Below are 22,053 nucleotides of genomic sequence, written 5' to 3' on the forward strand. Positions count from 1 at the left end.
ATGAAACTACAGACCAAAATACCTTTAAAACAGGCGTCAAATCTGATAGATTACGATTCTCGTTTGGTATTATTGGGGTCTTGTTTTTCTGAAAATATTGGAACAATTTTTTCGGAGTTTCAATTTCAAACGGTTCAAAATCCATTTGGGATCTTGTTTCATCCCGAAGCTATTGAGCGTTTTATTCAGCGGTCACTTGATGATTATCATTATGATGCTAAAGATGTTTTTTTCCATAACGAACGATGGCACTGTTTAGACGCACACTCCCGACTTAGCACACCTGTTAAAGAGGTGCTTATTGAAAATTTAAATTCGAAAAGTGTTTCCGGGAAAGCGGCCATTTTAGAAGCAACACACATCATCCTAACTCTAGGAACTGCCCGGGGATACCGCTTTAATGAAACCAATCGACTTGTGGCAAATTGTCATAAGTTGCCACAAGATCAGTTCAGCAAAATACTTTTTGAGGTGAAAGAGGTTAAACAGTCTTTAACGAATATGGTGAATCTCATTCTATCTGTCAATCAAAAAGCCAGTATCATATTTACAGTGTCACCGGTCCGACATTTAAAGGATGGTTTTGTTGAAAACATGCAAAGCAAAGCTCATTTAATTGCTGCAATACACCAAATTAAAACAGAGGAGGTTTCTTATTTTCCGGCCTATGAATTGATGATGGACGAGCTTCGGGATTATCGATTCTATGAAGAAGATATGATCCACCCCAATAAAACTGCAATTGCATATATTTGGGATCGGTTTAAATCGGTATGGCTCTCACCGGAAGCCGAAAAAACAATGGAAGCCGTTTCAAAAATACAAAGGGGTCTGCAACACAAACCTTTTAATGCCGATTCTATTGCTCATAAGGCATTTCTTCAAAAATTAGAAACACAAAAGGCCATACTTCAAAGGCGTTATCAGCACATAAAATTTTAGATATTTCACAATTTTAAGAATTTCGTTTTGAAGGAATTACACTTAAATTATGCGTTTCGACGAAATATTTTCTTTTAAAAAAGGACTAAATACCTCCTATTGAGGATTACCGTAAAGGAGTACTCAATATTTTATATAATTTCACCATGGAAACAAGAAATTCATGTTTTTCAGAATATAGTTATTGTTAAAGTTTAGTATGTAGTTTTTAAAAATTAGTAAACAAAATGCGTTTAGAATAAAAAAAATAATTTTATCAAAAACGTAGTGTTAATCCAGTAACGGTTTTTTTTGCCCCAAATCAAAACCAAAAAGAGGAATTAATTTCAAAAGCTTCAGCGTTCTCTAAAAGACCTTCCCTCGGGTGAGTATTTGCTGAAGCTTTTAACTAACAAGGTTTATGCTTTAGAAAAATTAATTAAAAGATAATCCCTCAAAATTCATCCATTGAACTAAAAAAGTATGCTATGAAAAAGTGATTGCTATTATTCTCCCAGAAACACTCCCAGCCCTAATTTCAACACCTCAGATTTACTGTAAAATTGGGTTGCTGTTTGACTACATTATATGTAGTAAATTCCAGTAGTTTTAGTTAGGAATACCTAAAAGTTCCGCCACAGGAGTTTCTGATGATCAGTTTTTGATCATCGCTTCTGATTAATTATTTGAGTAGTTTAATTGGAACAGCTTACCCGTGATATAGGGCTGCAAGGAGTGTTAAAAGATTGCGATTGAACTTTTTTAATAACATTTAGTCGAAAATTTTACCCAAAAAAAGGGATTTTGAAGTACATTAGTTCTGCTATTAATCAGTTCATATTAAAACACCAGACTTAAAACAACCGTTTTAGTTTGGTGTTTTTGTTTTTGAAACTTTAAATGGGTACAAGAAATTCGCTGATATCCAAAGTTAATCTAACCTTAAGTTAAAAAGAGGACTTAGTGGTAACTGTAGTTTCTATAAGTCAAAAATTGAATTAGGTTAGTTTTAGGTTACCTAAGTCGAATAAAACGAATGTTTTTTTGCTTTCGTGTAAAGCATTTTCTTTTCATCAGGTTCTTAACTTTTATGTATCTTCATACTTTAAAACTGTTATATTCTTTCACATGGATCAGCCTTATGTAACCCTCAAAACCAAAAATGGTATTGGAACTATCGAGTTTTTTCACCCAAACAAAAATGCGATGCCTACTTTGGTATTGGATCTGCTGGTTGAAACGATCCAAAAAGCTGATCTAGATCAGAATATTCGGGTTATAGTTCTTCAAAGTGGTGGCGATAGAACCTTTTGTGCCGGTGCCAGTTTTAATGAATTAGTTGCTATAGAAGACGCCAAGACCGGTGAAAAGTTCTTTTCCGGGTTTGCTAATGTGATCAATGCCATGCGAAGCTGTTCTAAATTAATTATTGGGCGCGTCCAAGGTAAGGCTGTGGGTGGTGGTGTTGGTTTGGCAGCAGCAACAGATTATTGTTTGGCTTCTAAGTATGCCTCCATAAAGTTAAGTGAATTAAGCATAGGTATAGGTCCGTTTGTGATTGAACCAGCCGTATCACGAAAGATGGGAAAACCTACAATGGCTCAAATGACCATAAATGCTGAGGCTTTTTATTCTGCCGAATTTGCCGAAACCCATGGCCTATATGCTGAGGTCTTTGAGACCAATGAATCCCTAGATAAGGGGGTATTGGCATTAGTTGAAAAATTAAGCACTTATAATCCTGAGGCTCTGACTGAAATGAAACGGGTGATTTGGGAAGGTACAGAACATTGGGAAGATTTGCTTCAAGAAAGAGCGAAAATTAGTGGCGCTTTGGTTTTGAGTGAATTTACAAAAAACACCCTTAAGCGATTCAAATAAAAAGCACTATACTTTTACGTTTTGCTTGATGATACTAATGCCGTCATCAATGAGATGCCCCACTTGTGGGCGCTCCTGTTTTATGGTTTCCAGATGATCCAGGATTTGTTTACATAACTGACCTTCATCTGCTAAATAGGCTAACTCGAAAAGTTCAACACTTAATAACCAATCTTTTGGAAATTTTTGCGTTAAAAGTTCTAAAACTTTAGTTCTAGAAATAGTTTTGTTTGTTCCATTTCTATAATCTCTAACCTGCTGATAAAGACTTTCGAGTTCGATGCGTTCATCTGATTTCTTGGATTTAATAGTTTGAGACGAAATTTTATGGGTAATGAGATCAAAGCTATTTACATCGGCAGGTCCGGCAAAAGCTGAGACAACTTCTTTCCCTACAGCCATATCGTAAATGCCCCATTCCGGTTTAAAAAGCACTTTGTTGTTATAAGTAACGTTACAATTTTTAAAACTTATTAAAATGATCTTACCTTGTAGATTTCTCTTCCCCGTAATGATTTCTCCGGATACCGTTATGCCACCCTCAAATTCCAAACTCACTTGTTGCTCCTCATAAATGGCATATGCAACTAAATCCCGTGGACTCATATCTTCTATAGCAAGATTAATGCCTTTTAATCTGCCAATGGGCGAGCCGAAACCATTATGATGGGTTTGGGTTCCATGGCCTACTAATTCCTTTTCGCGATAAGCGAGAGCGGTTTTACCTGTTGTCTGGATATAAATGGGTTTTCCTTGCTCTTCAATCACATAGTTAAATGCTCCTGAAATTTGAAGCCCGGTACTTAGCTCAATGGTACCTAATGCTTTTGAGTGAATCAGTTTTTTTATACCGGACAAACCGCCCTTACGAAGTGACATGGTATTAGCGAACTCTTCCAAAACCAAACTTAAACGGGAAAAATCTGGTGTTACATAGAGTTGTGGTTGTGGTTTGGTAATATCAAAATCTTGAAATGCAGCTTCTATGGAATAGGGTAGCTTTTTAACGTCATCAGTCATACACCAGGTGCTTTCACCGATAGAGGATAACAATCCAGCACCATAAATTTTTGGATGCTCCAGTGTGCCTATTAATCCGTATTCCACTGTCCACCAGTGTAAATTTCTGATGAGAGCCATTTCACTGGGCTCTCCCATATTTTTTTGAAGTTCATCTACCTTTTTTTCAGCTGCTTCGATCTCATTTTCAGGAGTGTCTTCAGCTTCTTTAATAATGGAAAGGTGACGAACAGCCTCATATAATTCGTAATCTTTTGCTGATGATATGGCCTTTGATCCTATTTCGCCAAAGCGTCTTAAATATTCAGCATATTCAGGATTTGCAATAATCGGGGCATGTCCTGCACCTTCGTGGATGATATCGGGGGCAGGAGTATATTCAATATGTTCTAATTGGCGAATATCACTTGCAATAACTAAAACATTATAGGCCTGAAATTCCATAAAGGCATTCGGTGGAATAAACCCATCAACGGCTACTGCGGCCCAACCAATATCTTTAAGAATTCGGTTCATACCGTACATATTAGGAATGCTGTCAATAGATATGCCCGTTTGCTTCAAACCCTCTAAATATGATTTGTGTGCTACCTTACTTAAAAAATTAACATTTTTGCGCATAACGTATCGCCAAACGGCCTGATCGATGGCAGAATAATGCTCATAGTTTTGAGGTTTTATAAACTGTTTCAAATGCTTGGGTAAGCGATCTAAAATAGGGTTTGTCTCAATTGCAGTATTCATTTTTTTCGTGGTTTTATCTCAAGTAAAAATAGAAATTTCTTTAATCTTCGTAGAAATTAATGAAAATTTTTAATAAAAACGAGTTTTTAATGCCTTTTGTAGAAAACTTAAACTTGGTTTTTAAAATAAAAGAATATGGCATAAAAAAAGCAATTCGGATAGAATTGCTTTTCTAAATTATTGCTGAGCATTAGGAGGAAAGCGTTCCATGATTTTTGCAACAAACTCCTTTATGCGTTGTTCCTTTTTTTCCATGTTTTTAGGTAAATGGCCCGTGCCCATTCCTTGCCAAACCAATTCTTTTTTCTCAGCATCAAGAAGATCAACATATAAGTGACCTTGAACACTGGTTGAAACATTGGGTTGATTCCAATTGCTGCCCCAGCCCCAGGGTCCGAAACCACCCCAGCCCCAAGGTCCGAAACCGCCCCAGCCCCAGCCACCCATTCCCCAGGTGTTGTTGTAAACATCTACACGTTGCTGTGATTTAGTGAAAATACTTATTAAAAGATCAGGTGTTTCAGATTTGGTAAGGCCTTTCGCTAAAAGTTCGTGTTCAATAGCTCTTAAAATTCGGCGTTTGTCAAGATCGTTTATTTCGGCTTTATCGATGCCCGTTTTGAAAAAGGCAAAAGTTTTATACTGATCAAAATTGGCTCTAGTATCATAGTCTGATGCAACTCTGATACTACTACAGGAACTTATTGTTAGGAATAGTACAATAAGTGGTAAAGTTTTAAATAGTGTCTTCATAGCGTTATAGTTTTACTTGGCTCTCAAAATGAGCGGTTATTATAAAGTTCTCATTACCAATAGCCTCAATAATCATACCAACAAAATCATTCAAAATTCAACGATATTGCCTGTTGGTATTTTTATCATATCCATAGGGGCAATGCCTGCAGCCACTTTCGCAACAATACCCGCGTTTTAATAAGTACTGCTCGGTAAAACACCTGTAGCCTTCCGGGGTTATATAATAATCACCTTCTTCCAGAGGTAAAATTCGTTTCATAGTTATACAAAGATACTGTAATTTTGAACAAAATGGAATACTTTTATAACACGGCATTAATATTCTAAATTTTTATAATTGAAGGCTTTAATGCGATTTTTTAAACCATAAATGATGTTGCCGGAATTAAAAGATATTAGTAATGAAGAGGTGAAACTTCCTGAATCGTCAAAGGTTCGGTTGTTTATAAAACGGGAGGATAGAATTCATCCGTTCGTTTCGGGAAATAAATATCGAAAATTGAAATATAATTTGATTGAGGCCGCTTCATTGGGTTTCGATACCGTATTAACTTTTGGAGGGGCATATTCAAATCATATTGCTGCGATAGCTTCAGCCGGAAAATTACATCATTTTAAAACTATTGGGGTTATTCGTGGGGATGAATTAAGATCAAAAAAGGATTATAACCCAACCTTAAAATTTGCCCAAGCGCAAGGGATGAAATTGCATTTTATATCACGTGAGGTTTATAAAAATAAAACGGCGCAGACTTTTTTAGAAGAACTAAAGAGAACTTTTGGATCTTTTTACACCGTTCCCGAAGGCGGTACAAATGCTTTAGCCGTAAAAGGTTGTGAGGAAATTTTAAAACCGGAGGATTCTATGTTTGATTATATCTGTTGCTCCGTCGGGACAGGAGGTACCCTTTCCGGAATAATTAATGCATCTAAACCCCATCAGCATATTTTTGGATTTCCAGCCTTGAAAGGTGATTTTTTAAGCGACATAATTAGTAAATTTGCAATGAAACGGAACTGGGAATTACAAACGGCTTATCATTTCGGTGGTTATGCTAAAATAAATAATGAGCTTATTGAGTTTATGAATCGGTTTAAGGCTGAAAATGATATTCCACTCGACCCTGTTTATACCGGGAAAATGATGTTCGGTATTATAGATCTGATTAAAAAGGGATATTTTCCACCACAGTCAAACATTCTCGCTGTGCATACTGGAGGTTTACAAGGTATAGAAGGAATGAACTTAAAATTAAAAAAGAAAAATTTACCATTGATAATATAAAATAATGAAACGAATTTACCTTTTGTTCTTGGTGTGTGTTTTAGCTTTCAGCTGTAAATCCAGAAAAAGTATTGTGAGCCAAAAGGATCATCCTGAAAAGCCAGTTGTGGTTATTAGTTCTGAGGATACTTCGGATAAAAGCCATACAAGCGAAACTCCTGAAATAACACCGAAGGTATATGCCAGTGCCACGGAAAAATATATTGATGTTTACAAAGCGATAGCACAAAGTGAAATGGCCTTATATGGTATTCCGGCGAGTATAACCTTAGCTCAGGGGATTTTAGAATCGGGGTCTGGAAATGGCCGACTTTCAGTCGAGGCCAATAATCATTTTGGTATAAAATGTCATGGCTGGACGGGTAAAAAAATATATCACGATGACGATGAGCGACAAGAGTGTTTTAGAAAATACAAAGATCCAAAATATTCGTTTCGGGATCATTCGCTTTTTTTATCGGAACGTAAACGCTATGCCGGACTTTTCAAATTAAAAAAAGGAGATTATAAAGGTTGGGCCAGGGGCTTAAAAGATGCCGGTTATGCCACGGATAGGAAATATCCTCAGAAATTAATCTCACTTATTGAACGGTATCAGTTATATGAATTTGACAAAGAAGTTTTAGGGCAGGATTATGATCGTCATGTTGAAATCGCCGAAATTGATGAAACTGTTTACACGGTTTCTAAAGGGGATACCTTATATTCTATTGCAAAAAAGTACAATACTACGGTAGAAAACATCCAAAGAGTAAATGATCTGGCCGGAACGACTATAAACATAGGACAAGAATTAATTATAAAACCCTAGATATACAATTTATGATTTACAAACGAAGTAGTGCACTTTTCGCAGAAGCTGAAACAGTCATTCCGGGTGGCGTTAATTCTCCGGTTAGGGCTTTTAAAGGTGTTGGAGGAACACCCATTTTTGTGAAAGAGGCGAAAGGCGCCTATTTATATGATGAAGATGGAAATCGTTTAATAGATTTTATTAATTCCTGGGGCCCAATGATTTTAGGTCATGCCTATAAACCTGTGGTTGATGCAGTTGTTGAAAAGGCTAAAAGAGGGACTTCATTCGGAATGCCAACAGAGATTGAAACTAAAATTGCACAGCTAGCGGTTTCTATGGTGCCTAATATTGATAAAATTCGATTTGTGAATTCTGGAACTGAAGCCTGCATGAGTGCCATACGATTAGCGCGCGGTTTCACGGGAAAAGATAAGATTATCAAGTTTTCCGGATGTTATCATGGGCATTCGGATTCATTTTTAATTCAGGCCGGAAGTGGTGCCAGTACCTTCGGAATACCTAATAGTCCTGGAGTGACAAAAGGGACGGCAAAAGACACCCTACTAGCGACCTATAACGATTTGGATAGTGTTCAGAACTTAATTGATGCCAATACCGGTGAAATAGCTTGTATCATAATAGAACCTGTTGCGGGAAACATGGGTTGTATACCGCCTAAAAATAACTTTTTACAAAAACTTCGCGATCTGTGTGATTCGCATGATATATTACTGGTTTTTGATGAGGTAATGACAGGATTCCGACTAGCCAAAGGTGGTGCGCAGGAACTGTATAATGTGAAAGCTGATATTATTTGTTTCGGCAAAGTTATTGGTGGTGGATTACCAGTTGGGGCTTTTGCAGCAAAAAGTGAAATAATGGATTATTTATCTCCTTTAGGTCCGGTATATCAGGCCGGAACCTTGAGTGGAAATCCTTTGGCAATGGCTGCCGGCTTAGCGATGTTAAAGGCATTAGATTCCGATGATGAGGTTTTTGATAGACTGGCTGCTAAAACAGAATATTTACACCAAGGTTTGCATAAAGTATTATTGGACTGTAAAATAGACCATACCATTAACCGCGTTGGGTCGATGATTTCGGTGCATTTTCATCCAGATGCCGTAATCGATTTTGAGTCTGCAGCTAAGGGTAATAATGATACTTTTAAAAAATTCTTTCACGGCTTGCTGAATGCAGGCGTTTATATTGCGCCAAGTGCCTTCGAAACCTGGTTTATTACAGATGCGCTGAGCTACGAGGATCTGGATTTTACAATAAATGCCGTAAATGAGGTTGCTAAAACCTTGTAAAAAGGAAAACGCATCTCAATTTGAGATGCGTTTTTTCAACAAACTAATCAAACTAAACTAACCAATTATTATGGTCTGTTCTCTTTCATATGTTTTTTCATACCACCTTTTTGTTGCATCGCCATGCGGGCACGTGCTTTTTCCCATTTTTCGTATTGTTCAGCATTAAGAATAGATTTCATTTTCTCTTTCATAGCAATTTGATGATCTAATCTTATATTTTCCATAGCATAGCGCTCTTCAGTAGTTGGTTTTTCTCCACGTTCTCTTTTCGCTTTGCGGTCTGCCATCATAGCCTTTCTTTGTTTGGCGTTTTCTAAATTTACGTTTTGGATCTGATCCTGCTGGGTAGCATTTAGATCTAATAATAACGTCATCTTTTTGGTTTGAAGCGTGGCTATTTCTTCCGTTGAAAGTTGCATCATTTTTTGGGCTCTCCCTTCGCGTTGGCGTTCCGCTTTTGGCGCATCTTGTCCAAAAACCTGAACAGTTATGGCTAGAACAGCTAACAGAATTAATTTTTTCATGTCTTACGTTTTTTAATTTGTATATAGGACTTGAAAAATTTAAAAAGGTTTAACCCCGAAGATTTTTTAACGGGTTTTTAACAGATCCATAAAAACTGGAAAGAAGTAAGGTGATTTGAAAATAATGTACTTGGTAGGTAAAGAATTAAAAATTAAATTTAAACGGCTCTTATAATAAACTCGTTACTTTCAAAGTGAAAATGTAAAAGTTTTTGAAGCGATTCTTTTTTGAAAGGTTTTGATAAATAATTATTCATACCACTTTCGATCCCTTTATCGATAGCTTCGGAAGTTACATTTGCAGATAGACCGAAAATTATAACGTCTTTATCTAATTTTCGTATTTCACGCGTAGCCTCCCAACCATCCATTGTAGGCATATGGATATCCATAAAAATAAGCTGAGGTCTATTCTCTTTAAACTTTTCAATAGCTACAAGACCATTATTGGCTACCTCAGGGATTATACCAAAATCCTCTAAAAACTTTTTAAGCACAATAACATTCAAACTATTATCATCTACAATTAATACCTCGAGATCTGAAAATTTTACTGATTTTTGAGATATCGTTTTTGTTCTTTCAAGATTTTCAGCAAGCGGCATAATCACGTGAAAAGTGAATGAGGTTCCTTTGTTTACTTCGCTCTTAACAGAAATATTACCACCCATCATATTGGCATAGGTTTTACATATGTAAAGGCCTAAACCACTTCCTTGATACTCTTTTTTTATGCTATTCTCAATTTGTGTAAATCGTTCAAAAATATCATGAAGTTTATCCTGAGGGATACCAATGCCTGTATCTTTGATCGTAATTGAAAGATTTAACTCGTTATTAATGGTTTTAGTTTCATTATAAATTAAAGTAACGCCACCAATACTTGTGAATTTAAGGGCATTCTTAAGGAGGTTGTTAATGATTTGCTGCAGTTTTGTCTCATCGCCTAGAACGAAATTATGGGACTCCTTAGGAAATTTCCCTTTAAGATAAAGGTCTTTTTTCAAGAATATGAATTGATTTACATCTATTAACTCTTTGATTTTTTCACAAGGGTTAAAATGTGTTTTATGTAACTCTAATTTTCCTGATTCAATTTTTTCAATGTCTAAAATATCATTAACAATACTCAATAAGTTCGTTGATGATTTTTCCATCAATTTCAAATAATTTCTATTTGTTTTACTAAGTTGACTACTTTTTATTAATTCGATAAAACCCAAAATAGCATGAAGTGGTGTTCTGATCTCATGGCTCATATTTGATAAAAAGTCTGTTTTGGCCTGAGATGCTTTTTGAGCACGGTCCCGTTCCATATTAAGGATTTTATTCGTATCCATGAGTTTCGAATAAGCATTAAAGGCTAGTCGGGTTCCCCTTCTTGCTTGCATATAAAAATAAAACAACCCTGTAATTAAAAGTGAAAGAACGATTCCAAAAATAAATGCGGTATCAATAATATCACGTCCCTCAGCAAGCATCAAATTTTCAGAAGGGTATACTTTTAAATGCCATTTTTGGTGGTCTAACATATCTACTTCAATGTAAGAATCATCAAAAATAGTTTTATCCCCTTCAAGTTTTATGTCTTTATTTACGCTGTAAAAAAGAGTGCCTTCATGATCATATAATTCAACAGAATACTGATTCTTTTGGTAATCTACCAAGCGATCAAACGCTAGTGTAAAATCCATACCTGCGGATATCGTGCCCTGGAAATCATTGCTGAAGTATACGGGAACATCTACCAAAAAGGAATATCCTTTTTGAGTAAGTTTGGCCCAAGGGGTGATATTAGTTCTTCCCATTGAACTATGATGTAACCACTCGTCACGGCGATATTCAATTTTTGAGATATCCAGATTTATAGCAGCTTCATTCCCAAAATACGGCACTATTTTTCTTATCACCATAGAGCTGTCGATCCATTCAATAAACTTGAAGGAGCTGCTCTGCTCAAGCAACAAATTGGCATCATATTCCCAATTTGAAAAATAAGAACCCTCAGTATACTCTAAGCGCTTTTTTAAATTTTCAAGTTTTGAAACCTCAGTAATAAATTGGCCATGAAATTCCTTAGACAACAATTTTCCGGTATCATGAACTTGCTCGTCTATGACATCATGATGTTTATTTAAAGCAATTATATAGATAAGTGAAATGATGGTTGTAAGAACTACAAAAACCATCAATGGTATACTAATATCTAAAAACTTTTTTTTGGCCATGGTAACTCAGGGATCGTCATTTTAAATCACGCCTAAAGTAGTCTTTTTATTATAAACACACAACAAAAAATGCATTACATCGATAAAAATTAACACTTTATCTATATTATTGAATTTGTATAGATTTACTAGTTCGTTGTAAATCAACTCTTTATTAAATTAAATAGTAGCACTTTATACCTTTATCTTTTTGTCGAAAAGTTTTGTTCCGATGTTTTTTACCTATGGATTATGGTGTTGGAATTGGAAGATTTATATTAATTGATAGAAATTTAGACCAAAAAAATCCGGGCTAAATCAATAAATGTTAGCCCGGAAATATAAAATTCACATTAAAAGATTCGTTTTTAAATCTTGCTCACAATTAAGCCATCCGATGTTTTTTCAACTTTAGCCACCTTGTTTTTTGTAAGATCTTTTATGGCTTTGTCCCATTTTTTGTTGCTCAAACCACTTTGCGATTTTAGGTCGTTTAAGGTTATGTTTTCAGACTTATTCAATAATTCCAAAACAGCTTTGGCATCTTCACTTATCGCTAAAGGTTTTTTCTCAGGCTTCATTTGTGGGAAGAACAGTACTTCTTGGATGGATTGATTATTGGTTAAGAACATGACCAAACGGTCCATACCAATACCCATACCAGATGTAGGAGGCATACCGTATTCCAACGCTCTTAAAAAATCAAAATCAATAAATTCGGTAGCTTCGTCATCCCCTTTGGCAGCCAATTTTAATTGATGCTCAAAACGTTCTCTTTGATCGATTGGGTCATTGAGTTCCGAATAGGCATTCGCAATCTCCTTACCACAAACCATCAGTTCAAAACGCTCGGTCAATTCAGGATTTTCGCGATGTTCCTTGCATAATGGGCTCATCTCTTTTGGATAGTCCGTTATAAATGTTGGCTGAATGTAATTGCCTTCACATTTTTCACCAAAAATTTCGTCGATCAACTTACCTTTACCCATGGTGTCATCAACCTCGATTCCCATGTTTACAGAAGCTTGACGTATCTCGGATTCCGTTTTCCCGGTAATATCAAAACCGGTAAATTCTTTAATAGCCTCCGCCATGGTAACGCGCGGATAAGGTGCTTTAAAGTCTATTTCGTGTTTGCCAAAAGTGGCCTTGGTAGTACCGTTTACTGCTAAAGCACAATGCTCTAAAAGGCGCTCACAAAAATCCATCATCCAGTTGTAATCTTTATAGGCTACATAAATTTCCATAGCCGTAAACTCTGGATTGTGTGTGCGGTCCATACCTTCATTTCTAAAGTTTTTAGAAAATTCATACACCCCATCAAATCCACCAACGATCAAACGCTTTAAATACAATTCGTTCGCAATACGCATGTACAAAGGAATGTCTAGAGCGTTATGATGGGTTACAAACGGACGCGCCGCTGCACCACCCGGAATGGGTTGCAGTACAGGTGTCTCTACTTCAAAATACCCCGCATCGTTAAAAAACTTACGCATGGCATTAAATAATTTGGTACGCTTTTCAAATACCTCTTTCACATGAGGGTTAACCACCAAATCGGCATAACGCTGTCTGTATCGTAACTCAGGATCATCAAATTTATCATGTATATTACCTTCGGCGTCAAGTTTTGGCAGCGGTAAAGGCCTTAAAGCCTTGCTTAACAAGGTGAAGTTTTTAACCATCACGGTTTTTTCACCCACTTTTGTTTTAAAAAGGGTGCCTTCAATGCCAATAAAATCGCCAATATCAAGTAATTTTTTATACACCGTATTATATGGTGTCTTATCATCACCCGGGCATATTTCATCACGGTTAAAGTATAATTGGATGCGTCCCTCAGCATCCTGTAATTCAGCAAAACTCGCATTACCTTGAATCCGTCTCGACATCAAACGTCCGGCTATCACCACTGTTTCGCCCTCTACAAAATGATCCTTGATCGATTTCGAACTGTTCTTTACCTCAAATAAATCGGCCGGATAAGGATTAATACCTAGTTCCCGGATTTTTCCTAATTTTTCTCGTCTTACAAGTTCTTGTTCTGATAATTGCGACATCTCAAATGCTATCTAAAAATTAATGCGGCAAAGATAATCAATTGTAGGCGGTTTTAACATTTTCCAATTCCAAAATTTTTTGGGCGTTACCCTGCGGGTCGGGCTATACGCTTCAAGTCCTCGCGACAAGCGCTGCGGGCTTTCCTCTACTATCCCTAACGCGTCACCCTGCTATAAAAAAACCAATGTAGCAATTCAATAATAATCCCGATATTTATCCTGTAACAAATCCATAAAAATCACGTCGTATAAGCACATCAATCATAAATCTAACTATCACATGAGTTTCTGGCGCGTCTTATTGTCTATAATTTGTCCACCTTTAGCCGTAATCGATAAAGGTTGTGGCTCTATTTTTATTGTCTTTTTACTATGGCTTTGCGGTTGGGTTCCCGGTGTTATTGCCGCTTTAGTTATTCTCAATAATCCTAAAAATTAACGCTAAAAATGTCGTAATTTTGCAGCCTATGAACAAGCGTATCAAACTGCAGGATTTAGGCTTAAAAGATTATAAGGAAACCTGGGACTATCAGGAAGATCTTTTTAAATCTATTGTCGACACCAAGATTAAAAACCGACGTAGCGATTCTGAAGACGAGACAGAGAATTACTTTTTATTTGTCGAACATCCGCATGTCTATACTTTAGGGAAAAGCGGCGATGAGTCGAACCTGCTTCTTAATGAAGAGCAACTCAAAGCTAAAGGCGCTACATATTATAAGATCAATCGGGGCGGAGATATTACCTATCACGGACCGGGACAAATTGTAGGTTATCCCATTTTAGACCTTGAGAACTTTTTCACAGACATTCATAAGTACCTGCGTTTTCTTGAAGAAATGATTATTTTAACCCTGGCCGAATATGGTTTAAAAGCCGAGCGAAGTCCCGGTGAAACCGGCGTTTGGTTGGATGTGGGCACCCCGTTTGCGCGCAAAATTTGCGCTATGGGGGTACGTGCCAGTCGCTGGGTAACCATGCATGGTTTTGCATTAAATGTGAATGCTGATCTGGGCTTTTTCGATAATATTATTCCCTGTGGTATTCGCGGCAAAGCAGTAACCTCGCTAAATGTTGAACTGGATGTAGAAACAGTAAATGAGGCCGAAGTAAAACAGAAACTTCTAAAACATTTTAAAGCCCTTTTCGAGGCTGAATTTATAAATTACAACTAAAGTTCTCTGGATTCCAGATGACGTTATTGATGTCTTTGTCATAACTATTTATGTACTCAGAAATCGTTGTGTTCGCACTAACATACTCGCCCATACAATTATAAATGAGCAATACGGAGTTGCAATTCGGACAACAATTATCAATAATAAAATAGGTTTCCCCATCGTATTCGGTATACCAAATATAAACTTGCCCGGTTTCGTAAAGCCCCGTTTGTTTTAATTCCTCTGTTTTCTGTTTTAGCCAGATCAGTTCTTCAACGGGATTAGAAACCCCACAAAACAATCGGGGTGATTCTATACTTTCACATAGAATTAAAAACATAAATAATGCGGTTGACAAAAGAGAAGATATTTTCATAGCACGTTATTTTCTTACAAGATACACACCAACTAAAAAGGTTGCGTCCTTTAATTTTCCGCATTAAAAAACACTTTGTAGTAATGCATTTTTTTCTCTTCATCATACCCACGTTCCAAGTACTCCTCGGAAGCATCCGGTGCATCAATATCAAGTTTTATCTGGATGTGCGTATCTAACCTGATGTCTGTTTTAAACTTACGTTTTTCTTTATTAACAACGGCTTCAGCCACGTCAAACTGATTGCGCATTACCAAATTTTGTTCACTTTCGTAACTTTTCTTGTAATCTTCAAACTCACGAATATGGGCCTCTTCATGAAACAGGTCTTCTTTAAAAGTTTCTACATTTACCACCTCATGTTCTTTAAAAAAATCAATGGTCTTGGCTAAAAAGTTACTGTGTTCATGGGCGCCATACTGCGATTTGATGATATCGGTAGAGAAATGTTTACACAGCTCCAAATATTGTTGGGTATGATTGTTGGCATCATCGGCATATTTAATATTCAAAAAATGATCGGTCCAGTATTGCGCATCATAACTATTATTATCCACACTAAATACCACGGGACCTTCGGTATCACTTTGGTTTAATATTAAACAACCCTTATCTAGTTTTCTGGAGCTAATTCCCTTTTGAACCAGAATGTCATAGCTATTGTTTTCTAAAAAGGTTTGAAAAAAGTTAACCTTCGTTTCAATTTTAAAGACTCCTAGAGCTTGTGTTTCAAAATCGTTGAATCCAATACCATCAAACAATACAACCAAAACATCACCGGTTTTTATCTGGGCCGAATTTGATTGCTCAAACAAATGCATCACCATGTGCTTTGAGGCCTCGATAAAGGCCTTCTCATCCATGAACACCTGTTTGGAGTAACTATTGATTTCATTTAAACTTATATCGGCGTGATGATTAAAACGATGACTTTGTACCAGATTACCAAAAGGTTTTAATAGGAAGGAAAGCATCAGATCATAGCTGGCTTCATCAAAATCTACAGGTTGCTCAGAAAAGGCGTTTCGGGTACTGTTAAATTTGTTACCCACTTTGTGGATGATACATTTTGAAATGGCAGCGTTTTTTCTTGAGATCATAAGATTTTTTGTTTGAATTGCAATACTATTAAATCTCCTGAAATATTAGATTAAAAAATTTGAAAAAGCTGATAAAAATCAAGCGAGGAATATCCGCTAAAAAAAGAACGCCAAAGACTAATCTTTGACGTTCCCACTTAAGATTCGAGGACTTGCGACTTGGTTATCGTAAAAAATGGTAACCTAAGGCCTTATTAAAAACCATTCAGTTCCATAATTAATGTGTATCTAAAAAAAATCTGCTCTTGAGAGAGGGTGTCAAATAGTAATTAATAGCTGTTGTAAAGATAAAAATTACTTTTTATCGACAAAAGGCGTTTTAATAAAATTAACAAACACTAATTTATTTGATAAATAATCACGGCATCATTATCGCCTTGCGCGGTGAATTCTAATTTCCTGTCGCCATCCATTTGACTTAGATCTATGGCAGAATTACCATAAACCGGAAAATTAGGAAGTAAATTGGAAAGACTGTCAAATAAATATATTTTGTGCGCCTGCAAATCGGTTATAGCTACATAGATTTTATCGTTGATATAGAATATTTTGGGTTCGGAATAATTTCCATAATCCAGAGCTATTGTTTTTCCTTTAATGGTCAAGTTATTTTCAGATACTGTCACCAAGGTTTTACTGGTGGAAACAAGACTATGATTTACTGCCAGATTCAATTTTTCAAGTGCTGTATTACCTTTTGGATCAATACTTACTAAATCGCCATCTGAAGTTGTTGTAGTAAATTTATCTAAATACAAATAAACCGGATTTTGAGAAAATTTGTAGCTGTTCTTTGGGGTCACCCTGGTTTGGCCGCGTCGGTTTAAAATGTAAATATTATCCCTTGTTTTCAGAATAATGTAGTCTCTGGAACCTATTCTAAAATGTTCAGGTTTGGTAAGTAAATAACTATCGGCACCACTAAATTTAAACCCTGTAACTGGTTTCAGATCCATATTATACATCAGGATATTCCTGCCTTGTGTTACGACCAGGCGGTATTTTTTATTATTCTCATAATCAAAAACGGCTAGTGGTTCCGTAATGTCATCCTCAAATTTACCCGGGAAGGGCGCCACATCACGACCTAACCTATCAATCACATACAAGCGATTTTTAGTTGCAAAAGCAAGCTGTAATTTTCCGTTTCTATACATATCTACCTGTTCGATCTTTCCTAGAATAGCACCGTTCAATTGTTTCTTCCAAAGGATATTACCATTGCTGGCGATCAGATATAGGTTATTATTGATATCCTGAACAGCAATTTCTTTCTGATTAGTGATATGGTTGATAACAAATTGTGGAGGCATCAGAACATCGGCATCCAACTTGATATTGAGTTCTTCGCTAACAGAATGCGCCGTAGCCTTAGCCTTATTTTTTTGAATAACCGCGTGAACGTGGGCGAAATCTGTGTCATAAATAAATTGAATCGCGGTAGTTGGGTATTTACTAAAATCACCACTTGTATCCAGAGCGTTCGACTTTAAAATGTCCTTTATCAGATCAGGTTTAATAACTTGCAAAAAGGAGGAGGCGTCACTGAGGTGGGTTTTTATCGTTTTAAAATCATCCCTTTCAGACCAGGTTGTTTTGTTTTGATAATTTGCGATAATATTTTGCAGCAGATCCATAGAGTCTGAAAACACAAAATACTGATCCAAAACACAATATTTGTCGGCATTATCAAAAGTAATCAACGGATTTAAAGCCTTTGAAAAGAGGTCTGGCTTAGAAAAACTAAAAATATCGGTTTGTCTGTAAGTATCTATTTTATTTTGCTCACTTACCAATGCATCGTTTGAGGCAATAATATCTAGGGAATTTAAAACTATCGCACGGCTGTTACCTTGATAAATAACTCCGGTCTCAGAAATATTTTTAAATAAAGGCTCTGAGTAAAGGGTGGAGTCGATGGGTCGTAGTCTCGATAAACTTTTTAGGATCAGCCCGTAATCCTGAAAGGTTACACTTATAAAGCCATCCGAATTGGACGGACAGATCTCGGCCAGGGTATTTTCCTGAGGGATGGTATTTCTAAAAACCTGGATGAGTTTGGTAGAATCTTCGGCGCGGGTAATGCCATGCATGTAAAGAGCATCCTGATTCATGGTTACGTCTAATGCGAAGTAATCACTAAATCTATTGGGGTATAGTGAATCCGAAACAAAAAGCCGATCAATACGTTCCGATTTCAGGTCGAATATTAAGGAAGTTTTTTGCTTATCAGTAGCTTTATAAAGTTTTTGCAATTCAGGATCAACCTGATAGCGATCAAAAACAGATTCAATAATTTTTTGAGAGGTCGAGGCTACCAAAATACTATCACTCACCGCGCTGTAATATACCTGATCTTCATAGGTGCTTTTTGTGATACTCTTATTTCCATATTCAAAAGTTTCCTCGCTGTAATTCGGTAAGGAATCCGTTCTGAAACTACCTACTTTATATTTGGTGATTAGGGTGTAAGCAATACTATCTGAATTATCATTAGAAAGACATATTAAAAAGGGAGCATCTGTTTGTAAAAGGGATAAAAAGTTTAACTGCGTCTCGAGGATATTATAAGATTCTGATTTCGATAATTTTCGAATGAAATCATTATTCTTCAACCCACTTCTAAACTGTGCTGCATTGGGACTTTCAACAATTAAAAAACTGTTTTCGGGTATATAATCAACAAGACCTGTTCGGGTTTCATTCGAGTTGGAACAACCTACCAAAAAAACGATTAAAAACAACGCAGAAAAAAACCTCATAAATGGATTAATTTTTTACAAACCTACATATTTTTAAAAAGAATTAATAGCGTCTAGAGAGCTAACTTGAGTTGTTCTGGTAATAAGCGAAAAGATTTTCGGTGATATTTGGTAATACCGTATTTTTTTATAGCCTTTCGATGGGCTTCAGTCGGATATCCTTTATTTTGATTCCAGTGATACATTGGGAATTCTTCATGAATTTTTTCCATATAGGCATCGCGATAGGTTTTGGCTAAAATAGATGCCGCAGCAATACTTAAATATTTACTATCACCCTTAACAATGGTTTGATACTTTACCGTTTTGTAAGGTTTGAATTTATTGCCATCAACTATAATAAAATCGGGTTGCGGATTCAAGGCAGCAACCGATTTGTGCATGGCTAAAATAGAGGCGTTCAAAATATTTATCGAATCAATTTCTTCTTCATAAACATGCGAAAAACCAAAGGAAAGAGCATGAGTTTCAATAATGGGTTTTAAAACGTCACGTTTTGCGGCAGATAGTTGTTTGGAATCGTTTAGCCATTCGTGTTCAAAATCTTTAGGAAGTATAACGGCCGCGGCAGTTACCGGACCAGCTAAACATCCGCGCCCGGCTTCATCTGTTCCGCATTCAAAATCTCCATCCGAAAAAGTTTTTTGTAGCATGACCTAAAAATACATACTAATTTAGGATTTCAAAATCAGAAAACAACTTAAATTTTAAAAGGCAAGCCTTGAAGAAAAATCAGTACTTAGAAAAAATCGTTGCAAATAAATCACCTAAAAGCTTGTTTTTGTGATTTTTCACTAATAAAAATGCAAAATTTATTGCCTTATTACCATAAATTAGTTGCGTAATTGAAATAATATTTCGATGTTTGCAATCGACTAACTCAAAATTATTGTTGTTATTAAGAAAATAGCATCAGTATAAAGTAAAGCCAGCTTTTAAGCTGGCTTTCTTTATTTAAAATAATTCACGGCACTTTACGTTCAAATAATTACTTTTGCCTCGAGAAAAAACTCGCAATGAAAAAACTAATTTTTGTTTTTCTATTTATTCTACTAGCAGGAGGGCTTCATGCCCAAAGACAGTTAGGGCGTTCTGGTTCGCCTCGTGAAACCTTCGACGCACAGGATTCTACCCTAACGAGGCGACAAAAGGTCACAAAAAGTGATAAGCCGGTCACTAAAATTGAAGATTACCTTATTATATCATATCAAAATGATACCACTTATGTGGATACAACCTTAACCATAAAAAAGGATTACAAATTTAATTACCTGCGAAAGGATAATTTCGGTCTCCAGCCGTTTTCAAATATGGGGCAGACTTATAATACGCTAACAAACAATTTTGAGAGTACCCGTTTAATGCCGCAATTTGGTGCCCGCGCCCGCCATTTTAATTACATGGAGATCGAGGACATTAATTATTACAGAGTTCCAACGCCACTTACCGAACTCATGTATAAAACAGCTTTCGAACAAGGACAGCTGGCCGATTCATTCTTTACGGTAAATACATCGCCACAGTTTAATTTTTCTATAGCCTACAAAGGACTCAGGTCTATAGGTAAGTACCAGCATTTGCTTACCAGTACAGGAAATTTTAGGTTTACAACAAATTACCAAAGCCGGAATAAACGGTATTACATGTGGATGCATATTGTAACCCAAGACCTTCTTAATCAAGAAAACGGAGGTTTAAATGAAGAAAGTGTGCAAAACTTTATAAGCGGAGCACCTGAATTCCTTGATCGTTCTATTCTGGAAGTAAAATTCGAAAACGCCGAAAGTATCCTGAAGGGCAAGCGCTTATTTTTAAAGCACGAGTACAATATTATCCGTAAAAAAGATTCTCTTAGTAAAAATAAATTAAGTGTAGGGCATATGATGTCCTTCGAAGATAAAAATTTCCAATTCGATCAAGCCAGAGCTGAAACCAGTTATTTCGGTTCAACCTTTAAAAGTTCAGGATTAAGAGATCGGGCCGATCTTCGGAATTTTTACAATCAATTTCAAGTAAACTACAGTAATGATCTACTGGGCGACGTGCAGTTCAATGCCAGTGCAAACAGTTTTAATTATGGTTATGATCGTGTGGTTGTACTTGCAGATGGCTCCCGAATAACAAACCGCTTAAAAGGTAATGTATATGCAGCCGGAGGAAGCTACCATAAAAAATATAAAGGCTTTGAGCTCGAGGGTCAGGTAGGTATTAATTTAGTTGGCGATTTTGATGGTAATTTTCTCAAAGCACAAGCTTCCTTTCAATTAAATAAGGATTTTAAGGCCATCGCCTCTTTAAATCATAGTAGCAAGGCGCCCAATTACAATACCTTATTATATCAAAGTGATTACACCAAATATAACTGGCAGAACAGTTTTAATAACACAGAGACCGATCAGTTAGCTTTCGAACTCAAGTCTAGTCGCATTGCCAATATCAGTGTAGATTATACAACTATCAACGATTATACCTATTTTAAGGAAGACCAGGCAACCAATCAGGTACGCCCATTTCAGTCGGATAAAACCATCAATTACCTTCGGGTAAAACTTCAAAAGGAGATCAAATTCGGTAAGTTTGCCCTCGATAATACCGTCATGTATCAAACAGCGCAGGACACCGATACCATATTTAACGTACCCGAAATAATTACCCGCAATACACTGTATTTTTCAACAAATATGTTCCAAAAGGCCTTGTATTTGCAAACCGGTATCACTCTAAATTATTTCACTACATATTACATGGACGCCTATAACCCAGTTCTGGCCGAATTTTATGTGCAGAATGACGACAAATTCGGTGGCTTCCCACGTCTCGATTTTTTCATAAACGCCAAGATCCGTCAAACGCGAATTTTTGTTAAAGCTGAACATTTCAATGCGGGCTTTACTGGTTACGATTATTTCTCAGCTCCCGGCAACCCTTATCGCGACTTCATCGTGCGTTTCGGGGTAGTCTGGAATTTCTTTCTGTAATCTTTTAATTAGTATTTGGGCGTTTCCCTTCGGGTCGGGCTATTCGCTACAAGTCCTCGCTCGTACCTCGCTGTGGGCTATCCGCTGCTATCCCTAACGCGGTCTAAGCTGCGGCGGTCATTCCCAGCAACATGTCATTCAGAGCGCCAGCGAAGCATCTCTAT

18 protein-coding genes are annotated in these 22,053 nt (G+C 36.6%); 8 read left to right on the top strand and 10 right to left on the bottom strand.

Going from position 1 to position 22,053, the window contains the following annotated elements; all coding sequences use genetic code 11:
• Complete coding sequence (locus tag V8G61_RS14790; RefSeq protein ID WP_394876671.1) at nt 1–942, top strand: GSCFA domain-containing protein; 942 nt, start codon at nt 1–3, stop codon at nt 940–942.
• Between the two features lie 1,107 nt (nt 943–2,049).
• Complete coding sequence (locus V8G61_RS14795; RefSeq protein ID WP_394876672.1) at nt 2,050–2,802, top strand: enoyl-CoA hydratase/isomerase family protein; 753 nt, start codon at nt 2,050–2,052, stop codon at nt 2,800–2,802.
• 6 nt (nt 2,803–2,808) lie between these two features.
• Here the strand turns inward: V8G61_RS14795 and V8G61_RS14800 are convergent, their stop codons facing one another.
• The 3 genes from V8G61_RS14800 to V8G61_RS14810 form a co-directional block, all read right to left on the bottom strand.
• Nucleotides 2,809–4,566, bottom strand: a complete 1,758-nt coding sequence (locus tag V8G61_RS14800) for an aromatic amino acid hydroxylase (protein ID WP_394876673.1) — start codon at nt 4,564–4,566, stop codon at nt 2,809–2,811.
• A 177-nt stretch (nt 4,567–4,743) separates the two neighbouring features.
• Nucleotides 4,744–5,319, bottom strand: a complete 576-nt coding sequence (locus V8G61_RS14805; RefSeq protein ID WP_394876674.1) for a DUF4136 domain-containing protein — start codon at nt 5,317–5,319, stop codon at nt 4,744–4,746.
• Between the two features lie 97 nt (nt 5,320–5,416).
• Entirely contained in the window at nt 5,417–5,581 is a 165-nt protein-coding gene (locus V8G61_RS14810) for a DUF5522 domain-containing protein (protein WP_394876675.1), read from the bottom strand.
• 114 nt (nt 5,582–5,695) lie between these two features.
• Between V8G61_RS14810 and V8G61_RS14815 the strand changes: the two genes are divergently transcribed.
• From V8G61_RS14815 to hemL, 3 genes are read left to right on the top strand one after another with little or no spacing between them, the layout of a single operon-like run.
• Nucleotides 5,696–6,607, top strand: a complete 912-nt coding sequence (locus V8G61_RS14815; RefSeq protein ID WP_394876687.1) for a 1-aminocyclopropane-1-carboxylate deaminase/D-cysteine desulfhydrase — start codon at nt 5,696–5,698, stop codon at nt 6,605–6,607.
• Nucleotides 6,608–6,611: 4 nt separating this feature from the next.
• Nucleotides 6,612–7,418 carry a glucosaminidase domain-containing protein gene (locus V8G61_RS14820; protein ID WP_394876676.1) on the top strand — a complete coding sequence of 269 codons (807 nt, stop codon included), beginning with the start codon at nt 6,612–6,614 and terminating at the stop codon, nt 7,416–7,418.
• Between the two features lie 11 nt (nt 7,419–7,429).
• On the top strand, nt 7,430–8,716 hold the full coding sequence (gene hemL, locus V8G61_RS14825) for a glutamate-1-semialdehyde 2,1-aminomutase (protein WP_394876677.1): 1,287 nt from the start codon (nt 7,430–7,432) through the stop codon (nt 8,714–8,716).
• 68 nt (nt 8,717–8,784) lie between these two features.
• On the opposite strand, the gene V8G61_RS14830 is transcribed toward hemL, so the two are convergent.
• From V8G61_RS14830 to lysS, 3 genes are all read right to left on the bottom strand, one after another.
• Complete coding sequence (locus V8G61_RS14830; RefSeq protein WP_394876678.1) at nt 8,785–9,243, bottom strand: hypothetical protein; 459 nt, start codon at nt 9,241–9,243, stop codon at nt 8,785–8,787.
• Nucleotides 9,244–9,401: 158 nt separating this feature from the next.
• Complete coding sequence (locus V8G61_RS14835; protein WP_394876679.1) at nt 9,402–11,471, bottom strand: ATP-binding protein; 2,070 nt, start codon at nt 11,469–11,471, stop codon at nt 9,402–9,404.
• A 347-nt stretch (nt 11,472–11,818) separates the two neighbouring features.
• Nucleotides 11,819–13,513, bottom strand: a complete 1,695-nt coding sequence (gene lysS / locus V8G61_RS14840; RefSeq protein ID WP_394876680.1) for a lysine--tRNA ligase — start codon at nt 13,511–13,513, stop codon at nt 11,819–11,821.
• 280 nt (nt 13,514–13,793) lie between these two features.
• Here lysS and V8G61_RS14845 point away from each other — a divergent pair, with 280 nt between their 5' ends.
• Together V8G61_RS14845 and lipB are read left to right on the top strand one after the other, a co-directional pair.
• Complete coding sequence (locus V8G61_RS14845) at nt 13,794–13,952, top strand: YqaE/Pmp3 family membrane protein (protein WP_209653349.1); 159 nt, start codon at nt 13,794–13,796, stop codon at nt 13,950–13,952.
• Nucleotides 13,953–13,980: 28 nt separating this feature from the next.
• Nucleotides 13,981–14,688: a lipoyl(octanoyl) transferase LipB gene (gene lipB, locus V8G61_RS14850; protein ID WP_394876681.1), complete on the top strand. Its 708-nt coding sequence runs from the start codon at nt 13,981–13,983 to the stop codon at nt 14,686–14,688.
• Here the strand turns inward: lipB and V8G61_RS14855 are convergent.
• The 4 genes from V8G61_RS14855 to V8G61_RS14870 form a co-directional block, all read right to left on the bottom strand.
• Nucleotides 14,672–15,049 carry a hypothetical protein gene (locus tag V8G61_RS14855; RefSeq protein ID WP_394876682.1) on the bottom strand — a complete coding sequence of 126 codons (378 nt, stop codon included), beginning with the start codon at nt 15,047–15,049 and terminating at the stop codon, nt 14,672–14,674. The genes lipB and V8G61_RS14855 overlap by 17 nt on opposite strands.
• A gap of 50 nt (nt 15,050–15,099) precedes the next feature.
• Nucleotides 15,100–16,149 (bottom strand): nucleoid-associated protein, encoded by a 1,050-nt coding sequence (locus V8G61_RS14860; protein WP_394876683.1) that lies wholly within the window; start codon nt 16,147–16,149, stop codon nt 15,100–15,102.
• A 338-nt stretch (nt 16,150–16,487) separates the two neighbouring features.
• The gene (locus V8G61_RS14865) at nt 16,488–18,911 is read right to left on the bottom strand and encodes a ribonuclease HII (RefSeq protein ID WP_394876684.1); all 2,424 of its coding nucleotides are present in this window, start codon (nt 18,909–18,911) and stop codon (nt 16,488–16,490) included.
• Between the two features lie 53 nt (nt 18,912–18,964).
• Nucleotides 18,965–19,564 (bottom strand): ribonuclease HII, encoded by a 600-nt coding sequence (locus V8G61_RS14870; protein WP_394876685.1) that lies wholly within the window; start codon nt 19,562–19,564, stop codon nt 18,965–18,967.
• 363 nt (nt 19,565–19,927) lie between these two features.
• On the opposite strand from V8G61_RS14870, the gene V8G61_RS14875 reads away from it, so the two are divergent.
• Complete coding sequence (locus tag V8G61_RS14875) at nt 19,928–21,889, top strand: putative porin (RefSeq protein ID WP_394876686.1); 1,962 nt, start codon at nt 19,928–19,930, stop codon at nt 21,887–21,889.
• The last annotated feature ends 164 nt before the right edge of the window (nt 21,890–22,053 follow it).

Source organism: Gaetbulibacter sp. M240, from assembly GCF_043876815.1.
Lineage (GTDB): Bacteria > Bacteroidota > Bacteroidia > Flavobacteriales > Flavobacteriaceae > Gaetbulibacter_A.